Raw genomic sequence first — 2,875 nt, 5'->3', positions numbered from 1 at the left:
CGCCGTTGAAAATCGGTTGCTGAACAGTAATACCGTTATTAAAAGAAGTTTTGTAAATGCCTCCGCTCATTTCAGCACCGGAGAAAGGAATATAATTTCCATTCGGTATTCCATCAGGACCAAAAACAGGAATTTGCATAACTTCAGATGCTTCTTTGTAAGTATCATCATCAAGCCTGACCATAGTCGAATTAAAGGCAACTTTGGGTAGAAAATTTGTGAAAGCATTCTTTTCTCCCCAACTTGCAGATGCTAACGAATTTTTCTCTGATAATAGATCTTTATTATGTTCTTTAGCCAACCGTATGCTTTCATCAAGAGAAATATCTTTAGCGAAAACCTGTGATATAGTTAGAATTACGATTAACAGTAATATTGTTTTTTTCATTTTTTGTCTCCTTTATTTTGATTTATATTTTTGTTTAAATGCTCCTTGTATTATAAAACTACTTATGAAGTTTGCGATTATAATAACTAGTATAAATATGAATAAAATGCACTTTATCATTAATTTCATTTTACCTTTTTTCTAATCCGATAAACATTATATTAACTACATCATCAACAATGTTGTTCAGATCCATTTCCTGTTCATTATGCAAAACAAAATAGCTGATTCCCCAAGTTGTTCCGGTGATCATATAAATTACAGAATCAATCGAATGGTTCACAAAAACATTATTATTAATTCCTTCAGATATGATTTCCGTTAATAATTCCTTTTCAAATTCATCGAATTTATTTTTTTGTTCAAATGCAAATTGTCTCTGTTTTACAGATAAATCCTCTCTTAATATCAAATTGAAATACCTTTTCTGACTTTTGAATGAAATCAATTTTTCCAGGATAAATGCGTGGATTTTATTTTTAGGCGTATCTTGTTTGGCAACCGCGTTTCTGATATTATCCTGTATCTTTTTCATATCACAATCGAACATAGCATTCATAATATCTTCTTTGTTTTTAAAGTAATAGTAGAGTGCGGTATTTTTCATTCCGCATTCTCGGGCTATATCATCCAGAGTAGTTTTTGCGAATCCGTATTTTTGAAACACAACCGAGGCTGCTCTTAAAATATCTTCTCTTTTATCCACATTAAACTCCTTTTTAAAGATTTGAATAATTTATAATAATCTTCAAAAATTTAACTAGGGTTTTAGTGTCAAGTTTTCTTATTTATTTTTTTATGCTTTTTGAATTGTTTATTTTATTATGATTTATTTAGATTTAGATATTTTGAAAGTTCTGTATTTTATTGAATAGCTACTAATGTTTTGCGTGTGTGGTACTCTTTCACATTTTCTTTCATTCAGAACACTGACACGTTTGTTAGCCACAGCTTTTGGATAAAACAATTTATGTCAATTAGTCAGGATTTTTATCATTTTTTTTTATTGGTGATTTTAATATGTTTTAGCAAATTTACTGAAGTAGATTCTATACAATCAACGGGACCATCTTTTATTTTTTAGTACATTCCCATAAAGAATTTAATTGATATGAAAGCTTTCTGGTTATACTTGTCGGATCATAAACTTTTAAGAAAGCATACAAAATAACTGAAATGAAAGTATGATTTAGGTTACATCTTCCCGTGCCTTAAAATCGAAATAAGCAGCCCGAATCCCATAATTCCCGCTCCTACAAATCCTACAATTCCGATGATCGGAACTTCATTCCACAAAGGTGGAATTTTGGAAAGTACGATTAACGATGAGCCGATAATGAGGGCAGCGAGAACAATGGCGAAAGCAATGCGGTTGCTGATCTGATCATGTTTAACGAGCATCGGTTCCAAACCTTTATGTTCGAATTCTACTTTTAACTTTCCTGTTTTGATCTGCCGGATAATTTCCCTGATCTCAAAAGGAAAATCCTTGAATAAAAGACGAAATTCCGCCACAGATGAATACAAATCTTTTGCCAGTTTAACAGGGTCCAATCGCTTTTTAAGTAGATTTTTTGCAAAAGGTTCAATGTGTGCAACCATATCAAAATCAGGGTCTAATATCGTTCCGACTCCTTCGATGGTTATCAATGCTTTTGAAAGCAGATAAAAATCCGAAGGTAATCTCAATTTGAAATCTATCAGCATTCTGAAAAGTTTGTTCAAAAACTCACCGACTTTTATTTCTATCAAAGGAATATAAGCATACTGATTGATCAGTTCGGAAACCCGTTGTTCCAATTGATCCCGATTTTCAATATTATAAGTTCCCGTGAGCCGGAGAAGCGTTTCGGTTATTTTCTTTGAATCTTTATTCACGACTCCCACGATAATATTTCCGAGATAATCCTGGTGTTTCGGCAGCAAAGTTCCCATCATTCCGAAATCGAGGAAACAGGTAATATTATCTTTCATTATGAGGATATTTCCCGGATGAGGATCAGCGTGGAAAAAACCGTGTTCAAATATTTGTTTCAGAACAAGATCACAACCTCGATCTGCAATGAGCACAGGGTCATTTCCAGCTTCTCTTAACGATTTTAGGTTTGATACTTTGATGCCGTCGATAAATTCCATTGTCAGGATTTTTTTTGTTGAATAAGCTCTATAAACTTCAGGAATATAGATAGTCATATCGGTTTGAAAATTTCTTGCAAACCTTTCTATATTAGAAGCTTCAATATCGAAATCAATTTCTTTACGGATAGAGCGTTCAAATTCTTTTACCGTTTCAACCGGATTCAATATTTCCATTTCAGCGATGTGTTTTTCCATTAAAAGGGAAAAGTGAAACATTATTTCCAAGTCTGTTTCGATAATTTTTTGAATTCCGGTGCGTTGCACTTTAACCGCAACTTTTTCTCCACTGAATAATTCAGCTTGATAAACTTGAGCTATGGAAGCAGAAGCAATCGGATTTGTATCAAT

3 protein-coding genes are annotated in these 2,875 nt (G+C 32.8%); all 3 read right to left on the bottom strand.

Annotated elements, in window-relative coordinates:
* Positions 1-388 (bottom strand): hypothetical protein (locus ENL20_07265; GenBank protein HHE38357.1); only part of this gene is annotated, 388 nt, incomplete at its 3' end.
* A gap of 130 nt (positions 389-518) precedes the next feature.
* Positions 519-1,124, bottom strand: coding sequence for a TetR/AcrR family transcriptional regulator (locus ENL20_07260; GenBank protein ID HHE38356.1), 606 nt, complete (start codon positions 1,122-1,124; stop codon positions 519-521).
* A 458-nt stretch (positions 1,125-1,582) separates the two neighbouring features.
* Positions 1,583-2,875, bottom strand: a 1,293-nt coding sequence (locus ENL20_07255) for an AarF/ABC1/UbiB kinase family protein (GenBank protein ID HHE38355.1), incomplete at its 5' end; no start/stop codon positions are given.

It is taken from the genome of Candidatus Cloacimonadota bacterium (assembly GCA_011372345.1).
In the GTDB taxonomy this organism is placed as follows: Bacteria; Cloacimonadota; Cloacimonadia; order Cloacimonadales; family TCS61; genus DRTC01.
This window is presented reverse-complemented; position numbering and strand designations above follow the sequence as displayed.